The 15,169-nt window shown below is 56.8% G+C and carries 15 protein-coding genes; 12 read left to right on the top strand and 3 right to left on the bottom strand.

The features are described from left to right. Positions 1 to 42: 42 nt before the first annotated feature. A complete protein-coding gene (gene hypA, locus ACH0WD_RS03400) occupies positions 43 to 399 on the bottom strand; it encodes a hydrogenase maturation nickel metallochaperone HypA (RefSeq protein ID WP_000544461.1) in 357 nt (118 codons plus the stop codon). A gap of 209 nt (positions 400 to 608) precedes the next feature. Here hypA and hycA point away from each other — a divergent pair, with 209 nt between their 5' ends. The 12 genes from hycA to hypF all read left to right on the top strand — a co-directional run bounded on the left by hycA (position 609) and on the right by hypF (position 12,458). Beyond that, positions 609 to 1,070, top strand: coding sequence for a formate hydrogenlyase regulator HycA (gene hycA / locus ACH0WD_RS03395; RefSeq protein ID WP_000158075.1), 462 nt, complete (start codon positions 609 to 611; stop codon positions 1,068 to 1,070). Between the two features lie 145 nt (positions 1,071 to 1,215). Then, positions 1,216 to 1,824, top strand: a complete 609-nt coding sequence (gene hycB / locus ACH0WD_RS03390; protein WP_001079163.1) for a formate hydrogenlyase subunit HycB — start codon at positions 1,216 to 1,218, stop codon at positions 1,822 to 1,824. Continuing rightward, positions 1,824 to 3,650, top strand: coding sequence for a formate hydrogenlyase subunit 3 (gene hycC, locus ACH0WD_RS03385; protein ID WP_000097055.1), 1,827 nt, complete (start codon positions 1,824 to 1,826; stop codon positions 3,648 to 3,650). Before hycB ends, hycC begins: the two co-directional genes overlap by 1 nt. Positions 3,651 to 3,652: 2 nt before the next feature. After that, a complete protein-coding gene (locus ACH0WD_RS03380) occupies positions 3,653 to 4,576 on the top strand; it encodes a respiratory chain complex I subunit 1 family protein (RefSeq protein ID WP_000110570.1) in 924 nt (307 codons plus the stop codon). A 17-nt stretch (positions 4,577 to 4,593) separates the two neighbouring features. Continuing rightward, entirely contained in the window at positions 4,594 to 6,303 is a 1,710-nt protein-coding gene (hycE, locus tag ACH0WD_RS03375) for a formate hydrogenlyase subunit HycE (protein WP_001288155.1), read from the top strand. 9 nt (positions 6,304 to 6,312) lie between these two features. Beyond that, the gene (gene hycF, locus ACH0WD_RS03370; protein ID WP_000493773.1) at positions 6,313 to 6,855 is read left to right on the top strand and encodes a formate hydrogenlyase subunit HycF; all 543 of its coding nucleotides are present in this window, start codon (positions 6,313 to 6,315) and stop codon (positions 6,853 to 6,855) included. Beyond that, on the top strand, positions 6,855 to 7,622 hold the full coding sequence (hycG, locus tag ACH0WD_RS03365) for a formate hydrogenlyase subunit HycG (RefSeq protein ID WP_000067419.1): 768 nt from the start codon (positions 6,855 to 6,857) through the stop codon (positions 7,620 to 7,622). The genes hycF and hycG overlap by 1 nt, the downstream gene beginning before the upstream one ends. Next, the gene (locus tag ACH0WD_RS03360) at positions 7,619 to 8,029 is read left to right on the top strand and encodes a formate hydrogenlyase maturation HycH family protein (RefSeq protein ID WP_000003725.1); all 411 of its coding nucleotides are present in this window, start codon (positions 7,619 to 7,621) and stop codon (positions 8,027 to 8,029) included. The genes hycG and ACH0WD_RS03360 overlap by 4 nt, the downstream gene beginning before the upstream one ends. Next, positions 8,022 to 8,492, top strand: a complete 471-nt coding sequence (gene hycI / locus ACH0WD_RS03355) for a hydrogenase maturation peptidase HycI (RefSeq protein ID WP_000132987.1) — start codon at positions 8,022 to 8,024, stop codon at positions 8,490 to 8,492. Before ACH0WD_RS03360 ends, hycI begins: the two co-directional genes overlap by 8 nt. Positions 8,493 to 8,516: 24 nt before the next feature. Continuing rightward, positions 8,517 to 9,326 carry a hypothetical protein gene (locus tag ACH0WD_RS03350; RefSeq protein WP_001747661.1) on the top strand — a complete coding sequence of 270 codons (810 nt, stop codon included), beginning with the start codon at positions 8,517 to 8,519 and terminating at the stop codon, positions 9,324 to 9,326. A gap of 200 nt (positions 9,327 to 9,526) precedes the next feature. Further along, complete coding sequence (gene hydN / locus ACH0WD_RS03345; protein WP_001078791.1) at positions 9,527 to 10,072, top strand: electron transport protein HydN; 546 nt, start codon at positions 9,527 to 9,529, stop codon at positions 10,070 to 10,072. Positions 10,073 to 10,217: 145 nt separating this feature from the next. Next, positions 10,218 to 12,458 carry a carbamoyltransferase HypF gene (hypF, locus tag ACH0WD_RS03340; RefSeq protein ID WP_000963420.1) on the top strand — a complete coding sequence of 747 codons (2,241 nt, stop codon included), beginning with the start codon at positions 10,218 to 10,220 and terminating at the stop codon, positions 12,456 to 12,458. A 96-nt stretch (positions 12,459 to 12,554) separates the two neighbouring features. On the opposite strand, the gene norW is transcribed toward hypF, so the two are convergent. After that, a complete protein-coding gene (norW, locus tag ACH0WD_RS03335) occupies positions 12,555 to 13,688 on the bottom strand; it encodes an NADH:flavorubredoxin reductase NorW (RefSeq protein ID WP_000086326.1) in 1,134 nt (377 codons plus the stop codon). Beyond that, positions 13,685 to 15,124 (bottom strand): anaerobic nitric oxide reductase flavorubredoxin, encoded by a 1,440-nt coding sequence (norV, locus tag ACH0WD_RS03330; RefSeq protein WP_000025989.1) that lies wholly within the window; start codon positions 15,122 to 15,124, stop codon positions 13,685 to 13,687. The genes norW and norV overlap by 4 nt, the downstream gene beginning before the upstream one ends. Between the last annotated feature and the right edge of the window lie 45 nt (positions 15,125 to 15,169).

Genomic DNA, 15,169 nt, shown 5'->3' with positions numbered 1-15,169 from the left:
ACAGGCTTTCTGCCGGATGGCGACGCGAGCGTCTATCCGGCATTAATCTTCAGTTTCATCAATCTCTATGCGCCGAATTTGTAAGCCGTCATCGGCCACAATTCGCAGTGTATCGCTATGACATTGCGGACAACGACGTACACGGTGGGTTAACAACGTGACATATTGTTGACAATGCTCACACCAGCATTCGGCTTCCTGTTCTTCGAGGTGCAGTTTACAACCTTCTGCTATCGTGCCGCGGCATACCAGATCAAAACAAAAGGAAAGAGCGCTGGTTTCCACGCAAGAAAATGCGCCAATTTTGATCCAGACGGCTGTCACACGTTTTGCACCGTATGCTGAAGCCTGTTGTTCAATCAATTCCAGTGCCCGTTGGCAGAGGGTGATTTCGTGCATATCGCCTCCCGTAGTGGTTGCCCCTGTAAAGCAATATTTATGCCAATATTTTTATCCCCTGGCAGGTTAATGTCGACGATGACGAAATGACATGTCGTCACCGCGTCGAAACGGCAGTAACTGCGCTCGTCTGCTATTAAAAACAATAAGTTAAAAATTGGCATGGAAAATGCTTAACGCAGGCATCTCTGTTAAACGGGTAACCTGACATGACTATTTGGGAAATAAGCGAAAAGGCCGATTACATCGCGCAACGGCATCGTCGCCTACAGGACCAGTGGCATATTTACTGCAACTCGCTGGTTCAGGGGATCACCCTCTCGAAAGCGCGCCTGCATCACGCAATGAGCTGCGCGCCGGAAAGGGATCTTTGCTTTGTCCTGTTTGAGCACTTTCGTATTTACGTCGCGTTGGCGGATGGTTTTAACAGCCACACCATTGAGTACTACGTTGAAACCAAAGATGGCGAAGATAAACAATTGATTGCACAGGCGCAGCTCGATATCGACGGCAAGGTTGACGAACGGGTTAACAACCGCGATCGCGAGCAGGTGCTGGAGCACTATCTGGAAAAAATCGCCAGCGTTTACGACAGCCTCTATACCGCTGTAGAAACCAACTCGCCGGTTAATTTGCGTCAATTGGTAAAGGGAAACAGCCCGGCGGTATAAGCCTGAGGCGTTGCCCGCTTTGATTCGCGATGTGGCGTTGCGCCACGTCATGAATGTTTTGGGGATGGGCGTGTCGATAAGTGTCGAAAATGACATTTCAACGGCATGTTTTCGTCAAAAATGACAATCACCTGAGGAATGCCTGGTGAATCGTTTTGTAATTGCTGACTCCACTCTCTGTATCGGCTGCCACACCTGTGAGGCCGCCTGTTCAGAGACGCATCGCCAGCATGGCCTGCAGTCAATGCCGCGCCTGAAAGTGATGCTGAATGAAAAAGAATCTGCGCCGCAGCTTTGTCACCACTGTGAAGATGCGCCATGCGCCACGGTATGCCCGGTTAACGCGATTAATCGCGTTGACGGCGCTGTCCAGCTTAATGAAAGCCTGTGCGTGAGCTGCAAACTGTGTGGTATTGCCTGTCCGTTTGGCGCTATTGAGTTTTCCGGCAGCCGTCCGCTGCATATTCCAGCGAACGCCAATACGCCGAAAGCGCCGCCCGCGCCGCCAGCGCCTGCGCGCGTCAGTACGTTGCTCGACTGGGTGCCGGGCGTACGCGCTATTGCGGTGAAATGCGACCTGTGCAGCTTTGACGAGCAAGGCCCGGCCTGTGTGCGGATGTGCCCGACTAAAGCGCTACACCTGGTGGATAACACGGATATCGCCCGCGCCAGCAAACGTAAACGTGAGCTGACGTTTAATACCGATTTTGGCGATCTCACGTTGTTTCAGCAGGCTCAGAGTGGGGATGCATAATGAGTTCACTTTCACTGATTACTAGCGGCGTCGCGTGGTTTGCCGCCGCCGCCGTTCTGGCGTTTCTGTTTTCGTTTCATAAAGCGCTGAGCGGCTGGATTGCCGGTATCGGCGGCGCGGTCGGCAGCCTGTGTACGGCAGGCGCGGGGGTCACCGCGCTGACCAGCGCCGTTACGGTGAGCGGCGTGATGCCGTTTACCGGTCACATGCTGCAAATTACGCCGCTGAATGCTATCTGGCTGATTACGCTGGGGCTGTGCGGCCTGTTCGTCAGCCTGTTCAATATCGACTGGCATCGCCATCCACAGGTAAAAGCCAACGGACTGTTGATCAACCTGCTGATGGCGGCAGCCGTCTGCGCCGTGGTCGCCAGTAACCTGGGGACGATGGTGGTGATGGCGGAAATCATGGCGCTCTGCGCCGTGTTCCTCACCGGCGGTAGCAAAGAGGGCAAACTGTGGTTTGCGCTGGGCCGTCTCGGTACGCTGCTGCTGGCAATCGCCTGCTGGTTGGTGTGGCAGCGCTACGGCACGCTGGATCTGGGGCTGCTGGATCAACGTGCTCAGCAACTGCCGCTGGGCTCCGATATCTGGCTGCTCGGCGTTATCGGCTTTGGTCTGCTGGCCGGGATTATCCCGCTACACGGTTGGGTGCCGCAGGCGCACGCCAACGCCAGCGCTCCCGCCGCCGCGCTGTTCTCGACCGTGGTGATGAAAATCGGGCTGCTGGGCATTCTCACGCTATCTCTGCTTGGCGGCAATGCGCCGCTGTGGTGGGGCGTGGCGCTGTTGGTGCTTGGGATGATCACCGCCTTTGTCGGTGGTCTGTACGCGCTGATGGAGCATAACATTCAGCGCCTGCTGGCCTATCACACGCTGGAAAATATCGGCATCATTTTGCTCGGTCTGGGCGCAGGCGTTACCGGGATTGCTCTCAATCAGCCGGTACTGATCGCGCTGGGTCTGACCGGCGGGCTCTATCACCTGCTGAACCATAGCCTGTTCAAAAGCGTGCTGTTTCTGGGCGCGGGCAGCATCTGGTTCCGTACCGGTCATCGCGATATCGAAAAACTGGGCGGTATTGGTAAACGGATGCCGGTTATTTCTATCGCCATGCTGGTCGGTCTGATGGCGATGGCTGCGTTGCCGCCGCTGAACGGCTTTGCCGGCGAGTGGGTGATTTACCAGTCCTTCTTCAAACTGGGCAACAGCGGCGCGTTTGTTGGTCGTCTGTTAGGACCGCTGCTGGCGGTTGGCCTGGCGATTACCGGCGCGTTGGCGGTGATGTGTATGGCGAAAGTTTACGGCGTGACGTTCCTTGGCGCGCCGCGCACGAAGGAAGCTGAAAATGCCAGCTGCGCGCCGATCCTGATGGGCGTCAGCGTGGTTGCGCTGGCTATCTGCTGCGTACTGGGCGGGGTTGCCGCGCCGTGGCTGCTGCCGATGATTTCCACTGCGGTACCGTTGCCGCTGGAAACCGCGCACACCACCGTATCGCAGCCGATGATCACGCTGCTGTTGGTCGCCTGTCCGCTACTGCCGTTCATCATTATGGCGATGTTCAAAGGCAACCGTCTGCCGTCGCGTTCTCGCGGCGCGGCCTGGGTGTGCGGCTACGACCATGAGCAGTCGATGGTGATTACCGCGCACGGTTTCGCCATGCCGGTGAAAGAGGCCTTTGCCCCGGTACTCAAATTGCGTAAATGGCTGAACCCGGTATCGCTGGTGCCGGGCTGGCAGAACGCGGCGGCCGCGGTGCTGTTCCGTCGTCTGGCGCTGATTGAGCTGGCGGTGCTGGTGGTGATTGTGGTTTCACGAGGAGCCTGAAAATGAGTGTGTTTTATCCGTTAATTCAGGCGCTGGTGCTATTTGCCGTTGCGCCATTGCTGTCCGGTATTACTCGCGTGGCGCGCGCCCGTCTACACAATCGCCGTGGGCCGGGCGTGTTGCAGGAGTACCGCGACATTATCAAACTGCTCGGTCGTCAGAGTATTGCGCCTGCGGATTCCAGCTGGGTTTTTCGCCTGACGCCGTTTGTGATGGTCGGCGTGATGCTGACTATCGCCACCGCGCTGCCGGTTGTCACCGTTGGATCTCCGTTGCCGCAACTGGGTGATTTAATCACCCTGATTTACCTGTTCGCCATCGCGCGCTTCTTCTTCTCTATTGCAGGCCTGGATACCGGCAGCCCGTTCACCGCGATCGGCGCCAGCCGTGAAGCGATGCTCGGCGTGCTGGTGGAGCCGATTCTGCTGCTGGGTCTGTGGGTCGCCGCGCAGGTGGCGGGTTCAACTCATATCAGCAATATCGCCGATACCATTTATCACTGGCCTGTCGCGCGCAGTATTCCGCTGATTCTGGCGCTGTGCGCCTGCGCCTTCGCCACCTTTATCGAAATGGGCAAGCTGCCGTTCGACCTGGCGGAAGCGGAGCAGGAGTTGCAGGAAGGGCCGTTGACCGAATACAGCGGTAGCGGCTTTGCGGTGCTGAAATGGGGCATCAGCCTTAAGCAACTGGTGGTGCTGCAAATGTTCGTCGGCGTGTTTCTGCCGTGGGGACAAATGGAAACCTTCAGCGCAGGCGGACTGTTGCTGGCGCTGGTGATTGCCGTCGTCAAGCTGATTGTCGGCGTACTGGTGATCGCCCTGTTTGAAAACAGCATGGCGCGACTGCGTTTTTGCGCCACTTCACGCGTGACCTGGGCCGGTTTTGGGTTTGCGTTTTTAGCCTTCGTCTCCTTGCTGGCGGCGTGATTTAAGAGAGTTTGAGCATGTCTGAAGAAAAATTAGGTCAACAATACCTTGCGGCGCTGCACCAGGCGTTTCCGGGCGTCGTGCTGGACGAAGCCTGGCAGACCAAAGATCAGCTGACTATTACGGTGAAAGTAAACTATCTGCCGGAAGTGGTGGAGTTTCTTTACTACCAGCAGGGTGGGTGGCTGTCGGTGCTGTTCGGTAATGACGAACGCCAGTTGTGCGGCCACTATGCCGTTTATTACGTACTGTCGATGGAGCAGGGCACGAAGTGCTGGATTACCGTCCGCGTTGAAGTGGATGCCAATAAGCTGGAATTCCCATCCGTTACGCCGCGCGTGCCGGCTGCCGTGTGGGGTGAGCGCGAAGTACGCGACATGTACGGTTTAATCCCGGTCGGTCTGCCGGACGAGCGCCGTCTGGTGCTGCCGGACGACTGGCCGGATGAACTCTATCCGCTGCGTAAAGACAGTATGGATTATCGTCAGCGCCCGGCGCCGACCACCGATGCGGAAACCTACGAGTTCATTAACGAGCTGGGTGACAAGAAAAATAATGTGGTGCCGATTGGCCCGCTGCACGTGACCTCCGATGAGCCGGGACACTTCCGTCTGTTTGTTGACGGCGAGAACATCATCGACGCCGACTACCGTCTGTTCTATGTCCACCGCGGTATGGAAAAACTGGCGGAAACCCGCATGGGTTATAACGAAGTCACCTTCCTGTCGGATCGCGTGTGTGGTATCTGCGGCTTCGCCCACAGCACCGCCTACACCACTTCCGTGGAAAACGCGATGGGCATTCAGGTGCCGGAACGTGCGCAGATGATCCGCGCTATTCTGCTGGAAGTGGAACGCCTGCACTCGCATCTGCTCAACCTTGGCCTGGCCTGTCACTTCACCGGCTTTGACTCCGGCTTTATGCAGTTCTTCCGCGTGCGTGAAACCTCCATGAAAATGGCAGAGATACTGACCGGGGCGCGTAAAACCTACGGCCTGAACCTGATCGGCGGGATTCGCCGCGATCTGCTCAAAGAGGACATGATCCAGACCCGTCAACTGGCGCAGCAGATGCGTCGTGACGTGCAGGAGCTGGTGGACATGCTGCTGAGCACGCCGAATATGGAACAGCGTACCGTGGGTATCGGTCGTCTGGACCCGGAAATTGCCCGCGACTTCAGTAATGTCGGCCCGATGGTGCGCGCCAGCGGTCACGCCCGCGACACCCGAGCCGACCACCCGTTTGTCGGTTACGGTCTGCTGCCGATGGAAGTACATAGCGAGCAGGGCTGCGATGTGATTTCTCGTCTGAAAGTCCGTATCAACGAAGTTTACACCTCGCTGAATATGATCGATTTCGGTCTGGATAATCTACCGGGCGGCCCGCTGATGGTGGAAGGCTTTACCTATATTCCGCACCGTTTTGCGCTCGGCTTTGCCGAAGCGCCGCGTGGCGATGATATCCACTGGAGCATGACCGGCGACAACCAGAAGCTTTACCGCTGGCGCTGTCGTGCGGCGACCTACGCCAACTGGCCGACGCTGCGCTATATGCTGCGCGGCAACACCGTCTCCGATGCGCCGCTGATTATCGGCAGCCTCGACCCTTGCTACTCCTGTACCGACCGGATGACCGTGGTCGATGTGCGTAAGAAGAAGAGCAAAGTCGTGCCGTACAAAGAACTTGAGCGCTACAGCATTGAGCGTAAAAACTCGCCGCTGAAATAAGGAATCGCCATGTTTACCTTTATCAAAAAAGTTATCAAAACCGGCACGGCGACCTCGTCTTATCCGCTGGAGCCGATTGCGGTTGATAAAAACTTCCGCGGCAAGCCGGAACATAATCCGCAGCAGTGCATCGGCTGCGCCGCCTGCGTTAATGCCTGCCCGTCGAACGCGCTGACGGTGGAAACCTTACTGGCAACCAATGAGCTGGCGTGGCAGTTCAATCTTGGCCGTTGTATCTTCTGCGGTCGCTGCGAAGAAGTTTGCCCGACGGCGGCGATCAAACTGTCGCAAGAGTACGAACTGGCAGTGTGGAAGAAAGAAGACTTCCTGCAACAGTCCCGCTTTGCGCTGTGCAACTGCCGCGTGTGCAATCGTCCTTTCGCGGTACAGAAAGAGATCGACTACGCCATTGCGCTGCTTGCGCACAACGGCGACAGCCGCGCGGAAAACCACCGCGAAAGCTTTGAGACCTGCCCGGACTGTAAGCGTCAGAAATGCCTGGTGCCGTCCGACCGTATTGAACTGACTCGCCATATGAAAGAGGTCAGCTAATGAGCAATTTATTAGGCCCGCGTGACGCCAACGGCATTCCGGTACCGATGACGGTGGATGAATCCATCGCCAGCATGAAGGCGTCTCTACTGAAAAATATTAAGCGTTCGGCATACGTTTACCGCGTGGACTGCGGCGGCTGTAACGGCTGTGAAATCGAAATCTTTGCGACGCTTTCGCCGCTGTTTGATGCCGAGCGTTTCGGTATCAAAGTGGTACCGTCGCCGCGTCATGCCGATATTCTGCTGTTTACCGGCGCGGTGACCCGCGCCATGCGCTCTCCGGCGCTGCGCGCCTGGCAGTCGGCGCCGGACCCGAAAATCTGTATCTCTTACGGCGCCTGCGGCAACAGCGGCGGTATTTTCCACGATCTCTACTGCGTCTGGGGCGGTACCGACAAAATCGTCCCGGTGGATGTGTATATTCCAGGCTGCCCGCCAACGCCTGCCGCCACGCTGTATGGCTTTGCGATGGCGCTTGGCCTGCTGGAGCAGAAAATCCACGCCCGCGCGCCGGGTGAGCTGGACGATCAGCCCGCAGAGATCCTGCATCCGGATATGGTGCAGCCGCTGCGCGTGAAGGTGGATCGCGCGGCGCGCCGGCTGGCGGGTTATCGCTATGGTCGTCAGATCGCCGATGATTACCTGACACAGTTGGGGCAGGGCGAGCAGCAAGTGGCGCGTTGGCTGGAAGCGGAAAACGATCCGCGTTTAACCGAAATTGTCACCCATCTCAATCATGTTGTTGAAGAGGCGCGTATCCGATGAGCGAACAGGTGGTGTTCAGTCAACTGAGCCGTAAGTTTATTGATGAGAACGATGCGACGCCTGCCGAGGCGCAGCAGGTTGTCTATTACAGCCTGGCGATTGGGCACCACCTGGGGGTTATCGATTGTCTGGAGGCCGCGCTCACCTGCCCATGGGATGAGTATCTGGCGTGGATCGCCACCCTGGAAGCCGGTAGCGATGCCCGGCGTAAAATGGAAGGCGTGCCGAAGTATGGCGAGATCGTCATCGATTTCAACCATGTGCAAATGCTGGCGCGCGCGTTTGATGAGGCGCGCGCCGCGCAGACCCCGCAGCAGCAAGAATGGAGCAAACTGATGCTCAGTATGCTGCATGACATTCATCAGGAAAGCGCCATCTACCTGATGGTGAGGAGGCTTCGTGACTGACGTTTTACTCTGTGTCGGCAACAGCATGATGGGCGACGACGGCGCAGGCCCGTTACTGGCGGAAATGTGCGCGGCGCAGCCGAAGGGTAATTGGGTGGTGATTGATGGCGGCAGCGCGCCGGAAAACGACATTGTGGCGATTCGCGAACTGCGCCCGCAGCGTCTGTTGATTGTCGACGCCACCGACATGGGTCTTAATCCGGGCGAGATCCGCATTATCGATCCGGATGATATCGCCGAAATGTTTATGATGACCACCCACAATATGCCGCTCAACTACCTGGTCGATCAGCTCAAAGAGGATGTCGGCGAGGTGATTTTTGTTGGTATCCAGCCGGATATCGTCGGGTTTTATTATCCGATGACTCAACCGATTAAGGACGCGGTAAACACTGTCTATCAGCGCCTGGAAGGCTGGCAGGGAAACGGCGGATTTGCCGCGCTGGAAGCGCCGGAGGCGTAAAATGCGTACCCATTGGACGGATTTGTGTTCCCCGGCATAGGCGGTAAGAAGAACGTGAAGGTTATCGTATGGAGCGGACTGCTATTTTTCTGCATCGCCGCGCGCGCACTGGCCACCGGCTTTGTCGGTTACCTGCCGATGAGCGACGGTGAATATGCGCAAAAGCGTGCGCTGAAGCCGCTGTTGACCCTGCCTTATTCTGTATCGCCCGACCAGACCTGGCATTTTCGCCAGGTCGGAGTCAGTGGGGTGACGCTACTGCCGGAGCCGAAAAAAGATAACGAATGGCGGATTAGCGGAAAAGACAGAGCCGGTAATTCGTGGGTTGTCCCGGTGGGAATGCTGATTAATTTGGCGGGTAATGCGCAATTTTATCGCGCTGACCTCGATCGTAACGGCATTCAGGATCTGGTTATCTGGTTGGGCAATCCTGGGTTGGGCCTGGCGCCGAGCGCGCAATACATCATTTTCACCTTTCTCAAGAATGGCCGCCCCTGCGTCTTTGAACCGTGGGGGTTTTATACCGCCACCGATACTGGCGTCGATGATTTGCTTGATTTACAGGGCAATGGGCGCACGCAACTGTTGGATATGCAGTTTGACTCAGGCTACTGGATAACCAATTTATATCAGGTGAAGGACGCCCGCTGGCAGCGCGTACACGGCTGGTTTGGCCGGTTGAGTTATCCGGCGCTGACCCGTTTTAATCACTATCCTGGCCGTAAATTAATTATCAAACCTATTGCCGGAAGGAATCCGCAAACGGACGATCTTTCCCTTACGCAGCGCTGTTTAATACGCGGTAACGTATTGCCAGGCGTTAATCAGGATTGATGTCAGTTGCGGTGCAGAGTTGGCTGGCTATCACTGCAAATCTTGACCACCACTGGCGACATTACGTGTCATCGACACTTGTGACGATGACACGTAAATGCTCACGAAAATAGAAAGAATGTTCTTAAATAACAATGAAATAAAAATTGGCACGATTCGTGTATATATCGGCACATCATCTGTTATTGCTGGAGAATTTGATGAACCGTTTCATCATTGCAGACGCGAGTAAGTGCATTGGTTGCCGTACCTGTGAAGTGGCTTGCGTCGTATCCCATCAGGAAAATCAGGATTGCGCATCGCTGACCCCTGAAACCTTTTTACCTCGTATCCATGTCATCAAAGGCGTGAATGTTTCCACGGCAACGCTGTGTCGCCAGTGTGAAGACGCGCCGTGCGCCAACGTTTGCCCGAATGGCGCCATCAGCCGTGACAAAGGCTTTGTTCATGTGATGCAAGAACGCTGCATTGGCTGTAAAACTTGCGTAGTGGCATGTCCTTACGGCGCCATGGAAGTGGTGGTACGTCCGGTGGTTCGCAATAGCGGCGCGGGGCTGAACGTGCGTGCCGAAAAAGCCGAAGCCAACAAGTGCGATCTGTGTCACCACCGTGAAGCCGGTCCGGCCTGTATGGCCGCTTGCCCAACGCACGCCCTCATCTGCGTGGACCGCAATAAGCTCGAACAGCTAAGCGCGGAAAAACGCCGTCGTGCGGCGCTGGATTCAACGGCATCGCTGCTTTTCTGATTTCTGCGATTGCGCGTAGAATACGCCACAAAGCATTGCCGGATGGCGGCATCAATGCCTTATCCGGTCTACGGTCCGTGCGGTTGTAGGCCTGATAAGCGTCGCGCCATCAGGCATCCGGGTTCGATGATGGCGGGAAAATAAGATGGCGATAGACACACCTTCCGGCGTACAGCTACGCATTCGGGGCAAAGTACAGGGCGTCGGTTTTCGTCCTTTTGTCTGGCAGCTGGCGCAGCAGTTGCGATTACACGGCGACGTGTGTAATGACGGCGACGGCGTCGTCGTTCGGCTGCTGGAAGATCCGTCGCAATTTATTGCCGCGCTCTATCAGGATTGCCCGCCGCTGGCGCGCATTGACAGCGTTGAACACGCGTCGTTGGTATGGGAGCGCGCACCGACGGATTTCACCATTCGTCAGAGCGCAGGCGGTTCGATGAACACGCAAATCGTGCCGGATGCGGCGACCTGCCCGGCATGTCTTGCCGAGATGAATACCCCAGGCGAGCGGCGCTACCGTTATCCTTTCATCAATTGCACCCACTGCGGACCACGCTTCACCATTATTCGCGCTATGCCCTATGACCGGCCATTTACGGTGATGGCGGCGTTTCCCTTGTGTCCGGAATGCGACAGCGAATACCGCGATCCGTACGATCGCCGTTTTCATGCCCAGCCCGTTGCCTGTCCGTCATGCGGGCCGCATCTTGAGTGGCGGAGCCAACATGAACGAGCGGAAAAAGAGGCGGCTTTGCAGGCGGCGGTCGCCCAACTGAACGCCGGAGGCATTATTGCCGTTAAAGGGCTGGGTGGTTTTCATCTGGCCTGCGACGCGCGCAACGATAACGCAGTGGCGATGCTGCGGGCGCGTAAACATCGCCCGGCGAAACCATTGGCGGTGATGTTGCCCACGGCGCAAACGCTGCCGACCGCGGCGCGTTCACTGCTGACCACGCCAGCGGCCCCGATTGTACTGGTGGATAAGCAGTATGTACCTTCGCTGAGTGAGGGCATCGCGCCAGGACTTACGGAGGTGGGCGTGATGCTGCCAGCCAACCCATTGCAACATCTCTTGTTGCAGGCGCTCAATTACCCGCTGGTGATGACATCCGGCAACCTGAGCGGCAAACCGCCCGCCATCACCAACGAACAGGCGCTGGACGATTTACACGATATTGCCGATGGTTTTCTGTTGCACAATCGCGACATTGTACAGCGCATGGACGACTCTGTTGTGCGCGACAGCGGCGAAATGCTGCGTCGTTCGCGGGGATACGTGCCGGACGCGATTGCGTTGCCGCCCGGATTTCGCGATGTGCCGCCGATACTTTGTCTGGGCGCGGATCTGAAAAACACGTTCTGTCTGGTACGCGGCGAACAGGCGGTTGTCAGCCAGCATTTAGGCGATCTCAGCGATGACGGTATCCAGGCGCAGTGGCGCGAGGCATTGCGTCTGATCCAGTCAATCTACGATTTTACCCCAGAGCGTATCGTCTGTGATGCGCATCCGGGCTATGTTTCCAGTCAGTGGGCCAGTGAGATGCGTCTGCCGACAGAGACGGTGTTACACCATCATGCCCATGCGGCGGCTTGCCTGGCCGAGCATGGTTGGCCGCTGGACGGCGGAGAGGTGATTGCCCTGACGGTAGACGGTATCGGCATGGGTGAGAATGGCGCGCTATGGGGCGGAGAATGTTTGCGGGTCAATTATCGCGAGTGCGAACATTTAGGTGGTTTACCCGCCGTGGCGCTGCCGGGAGGCGATCTGGCTGCCAAACATCCGTGGCGTAATCTGTTGGCGCAGTGCCTGCGCTTTGTGCCGGACTGGCAGGATTATCCGGAGACAGCGGGGCTGCAACAGCAAAACTGGAATGTCCTGGCGCGTGCCATTGAGCGCGGCGTCAATGCCCCGTTGGCCTCTTCCTGCGGGAGGTTGTTCGACGCGGTGGCTGCCGCGCTTCGCTGCACGCCAGCATCGCTTAGCTATGAGGGCGAGGCCGCCTGCGCGCTGGAGGCGCTGGCCTCTCAATGCGCTAACGTTGAGCATCCGGTAACGATGCCGCTTAACGGCGCTCAACTGGACGTCGCTGTTTTCTGGCGGCAATGGTTGAACTGGCAGGCCACGCCCGTGCAACGCGCCTGGGCTTTTCATGATGCGCTGGCGTGCGGGTTTGCCACGCTAATGCGCCAGCAGGCTACGGCGCGGGGGATAACCACTCTGGTCTTCAGCGGCGGGGTGATACACAACCGCTTACTGCGCGCGCGTCTTGCCTTTTATCTTTCTGATTTTAAATTGTTATTTCCGCAGCGGTTACCAGCGGGCGACGGCGGACTGTCGTTTGGACAGGGCGTGATTGCCGCAGCGCGAGCGTTAAGGGAAGTGTAGGGCACCGGATGGCGGCTGCGCCTTATCTGGCCTGTAAACAGATGCTCACTCGTAGGCCGGATAAGACGCGAAGCGGCGCCATCCGGCATCACAGGCTTATACGGACAACGTTTTCAGCAGTGCAAAGGCCTCTTTCATGCGGTCTTCACTCACCACAAAGGCGCGTAGTTGGCCTTCTCCGCTCATGCCTTTGGCAATCATACCGTCAGATTCTGCGGTAATCTGCCAGCTTAAATCACGGCGCTGAGTTTCTCCCGCCAGATGCAGCGGCAGTTCCGGCGTTTTGACTTTGACCAGCATCGCCGGTAGCTTCAGCGGCGCGTTGCCGCCAAACAGATTTTTCGCCAGGTACATCGCGCTTAACTGGATCGGTTGCAGGAAGGGCAGCACCTGACCGTTGATCTCTGCGCAATCGCCGATCGCATAAATATCCGGGTGACTGGTCTGTAGATAGCTATCCACGCAGACGCCGCGGTTGACGGCTACCCCGGCGCGGCGCGCCAGAGCGGTTTCCGGGCGTAAGCCGGTGGCGGCAATCACCGCATCGACCTCAATACTACGCTGGCTTGCCAGCGTAGCGCGGATACCGGCTTCGATTTTCTCCAGTTTTTGCAACTGCGATTTCAGCAGCAGATGCACCCCCATATCGGTCAGGTGATGCTGTAAGCGACTGCTCACTTCCGGTGGCATCAGTGAGGCGAGAAGGCTGGCGGCGTTATCCATCAGCGTTACCGTTTTCCCGGCGCGGCAGAAATCCATCGCTAATTCACTGCCAATGAGACCGCCGCCGACAATCAGCACTCGCTGCGCGTCGCGCAGTTGTGTCTCACAGGCGCGGTACTCCTGCTGGCTATTCAAAGTAAGCATTAACTCACGTCCTGCAATCGGCGGCACAAAGGCTGTCGCCCCGGTCGCCAGTACCAGCTTGTCGTACTGCCACTGCTTATCCTGACTTTTCACCACATGGGCATCGGCATCAATGTCAGCAACCCTGATATGCGGGAACAGTCGCAGATTAAACTGTTCAGCAAATTCCCCCGCTAACTGGCGGGTGAGATCATCGGCGCGCTGCGACTGGCTGATAACGTGGCTGAGATCGGGCTTGTTATACTCATCCATGCTGTCCGCCGCAATCAGGGTTAACGGCACATGCGCATCTTGTTTACGGATATTTTTGACGAGCTGGCGGGCGGCGAAGCCCGACCCAATAATGATGATTCCCCGACTCATTTTGCCTCCGTCGCCAGTACGTCGAACACGTCTTTACCTAATGAACATTCCGGGCACAGGAAGTTATCCGGCACGTCGTTCCACGGCGTACCCGGCGCGACATCCTGCAACGGCTCGCCCTGCTCAGGGTCGTAAATCCACTGGCATACGCTGCATTGCATTTTGGGGCCGAGGTCTGCGGCGGCGCAGGTTGTGGTTTCTTCGACTGGCGCGGTTTTCTGTGTGGTTTCCGGCAGCGGAGCAAGCGCCCACTGACGCGCGATGTCGCGACCGTGCTGACGGCACAACTCCAGCGCATCCAGATCCGGACGCCATTTCGCTTTCAGACTCAGGGACATTTCAAAACCGGCATCCTGTAAGCGCGTGGACAGTCGATCCACCGCGCCGCCGCTCCAGCCATGAGAACCGAAGGCGCTGGCGCGTTTGTTGCGAAAGCGCAGGCCGGTCATCTCTTCCACCAGACCAGCGATTTTCGGCATCATCACGTTGTTCATGGTAGAAGTGCCGACCAGCACGCCTTTCGAACGGAAGACATTGGTCAGTATTTCATTTTTATCGCTGCGGGCGACGTTAAAGATTTTGACCGCCACGTTCGGGTCCACTTCATTGATACCCTGCGCGATGGCATCCGCCATCATGCGAGTATTGTTCGACATGGTATCGTAGAAAATAGTGATACGATCTTCCTGATAATCTGCCGCCCATTTCAGATACAGTTCCACGATTTGCGTTGGGTTGTCGCGCCATACCACGCCGTGTGAGGTGGCAATCATATCCACCGGCAGGTTGAAGCCGAGGATTTCGGTAATTTTTGGCGTTACCAGACGGCTGAACGGCGTCAGGATATTGGCGTAGTAGCGCTGGCATTGTTCAAACAGTTCGGTTTGGTCCACTTCATCATTGAACAGGCGCTCGTCGCAGTAGTGCTGACCAAAGGCGTCGTTGCTGAATAACACCGCGTCGCCGGTCATATAGGTCATCATGCTGTCCGGCCAGTGCAGCATCGGCGTTTCCACGAAGATCAACTGCTTGCCGTTGCCGATATCCAGCGTATCGCCGGTTTTCACCACCTTAAAATTCCATTCCGGGTGATGGTGATGGCCGTTGATAGAGTCAATGGCGTTGGCGGTACAGTAGATAGGCGTGTCCGGGATCTGCGCCATCAGTTCGGTCAGCGCGCCTGCATGGTCTTCTTCGGCATGGTTAATGATGATGTAGTCGATATCCGCGAGGTCGATTTCACTGCGCAGATTTTGCACAAACTCACGGCTAAACTTATGATCGACGGTATCGATCAGCACATTCTTTTCTTCACGAATGAGATAGCTGTTATAGCTGCTGCCGCGCAGCGTTTTGTATTCAGTGCCGTGAAAATCACGTACTTCCCAGTCGCGTTGGCCAACCCAATGAATATTATCTTTAACCAGAATAGACATAACCACCTCAATTCATTCAACGTTTACAAAAAGTTGTTTTGCTTA

This window comes from Salmonella sp. 2020_1395 (genome assembly GCF_043848115.1).
Classification (GTDB): Bacteria; Pseudomonadota; Gammaproteobacteria; order Enterobacterales; family Enterobacteriaceae; genus Salmonella; species Salmonella enterica.
This window is presented reverse-complemented; position numbering and strand designations above follow the sequence as displayed.

What these genes read in the sequence shown, in the direction of transcription:
- hycA (WP_000158075.1), top strand. Translation starts at nt 609, where the DNA reads ATGACTATTTGGGAAATAAGCGAAAAGGCCGATTACATCGCGCAACGG.
- hycC (WP_000097055.1), top strand. Translation starts at nt 1,824, where the DNA reads ATGAGTTCACTTTCACTGATTACTAGCGGCGTCGCGTGGTTTGCCGCC.
- ACH0WD_RS03360 (WP_000003725.1), top strand. Translation starts at nt 7,619, where the DNA reads ATGAGCGAACAGGTGGTGTTCAGTCAACTGAGCCGTAAGTTTATTGAT.
- hypF (WP_000963420.1), top strand. Translation starts at nt 10,218, where the DNA reads ATGGCGATAGACACACCTTCCGGCGTACAGCTACGCATTCGGGGCAAA.
- hycE (WP_001288155.1), top strand. Translation starts at nt 4,594, where the DNA reads ATGTCTGAAGAAAAATTAGGTCAACAATACCTTGCGGCGCTGCACCAG.
- hycF (WP_000493773.1), top strand. Translation starts at nt 6,313, where the DNA reads ATGTTTACCTTTATCAAAAAAGTTATCAAAACCGGCACGGCGACCTCG.
- hycG (WP_000067419.1), top strand. Translation starts at nt 6,855, where the DNA reads ATGAGCAATTTATTAGGCCCGCGTGACGCCAACGGCATTCCGGTACCG.
- ACH0WD_RS03380 (WP_000110570.1), top strand. Translation starts at nt 3,653, where the DNA reads ATGAGTGTGTTTTATCCGTTAATTCAGGCGCTGGTGCTATTTGCCGTT.
- norW (WP_000086326.1), bottom strand. Translation starts at nt 13,688, where the DNA reads ATGAGTCGGGGAATCATCATTATTGGGTCGGGCTTCGCCGCCCGCCAG.
- hydN (WP_001078791.1), top strand. Translation starts at nt 9,527, where the DNA reads ATGAACCGTTTCATCATTGCAGACGCGAGTAAGTGCATTGGTTGCCGT.
- norV (WP_000025989.1), bottom strand. Translation starts at nt 15,124, where the DNA reads ATGTCTATTCTGGTTAAAGATAATATTCATTGGGTTGGCCAACGCGAC.
- hypA (WP_000544461.1), bottom strand. Translation starts at nt 399, where the DNA reads ATGCACGAAATCACCCTCTGCCAACGGGCACTGGAATTGATTGAACAA.